This is a genomic window from Saccharopolyspora elongata, assembly GCF_004348985.1.
Taxonomy (GTDB): domain Bacteria; phylum Actinomycetota; class Actinomycetes; order Mycobacteriales; family Pseudonocardiaceae; genus Saccharopolyspora; species Saccharopolyspora elongata.
In genome coordinates this window covers 1-367 of sequence record NZ_SMKW01000266.1, presented here as the reverse complement: position 1 = coordinate 367, position 367 = coordinate 1, and the positions used below count along the sequence as shown (strand labels likewise).

Genomic DNA, 367 nt, shown 5'->3' with positions numbered 1-367 from the left:
ACCATCGACACCCGCAACGGAATCGGGCCTGGGCCGCCAGCCCTCCTGCTCATCGACGTTCGGCAGGTCAACACCGGCCAGGCCCAAACCAGCCGGGTCAAAGCCGATCAGACCCAAGCGAGGCAGATCCCAGCCGGCCGGCCCCAAGCCAAGGTCAAAGTCAGGCAGGTCAAAGTTGGTCGGGTCAAACTGGGTCAGGTCAAGGTGGGTCTGGTCAAAATCGAGCAGGCCGAAGTGGGGCAGGCCGGAGTCCACCGCAGTGTCCGTTATGGACCGATCAACAGCAGCGGGCACGTCGCCGATCGAACCATCGACACCCGCAACGGAATCGGGCCTGGGCCGCCAGCCCTCCTGCTCATCGACGTTC

1 protein-coding gene is annotated in these 367 nt (G+C 64.6%); it reads right to left on the bottom strand.

Annotated elements, in window-relative coordinates; all coding sequences use genetic code 11:
- On the bottom strand, nucleotides 1-367 hold a 367-nt coding region (locus E1288_RS47805; protein ID WP_165968648.1), incomplete at both ends, for a hypothetical protein.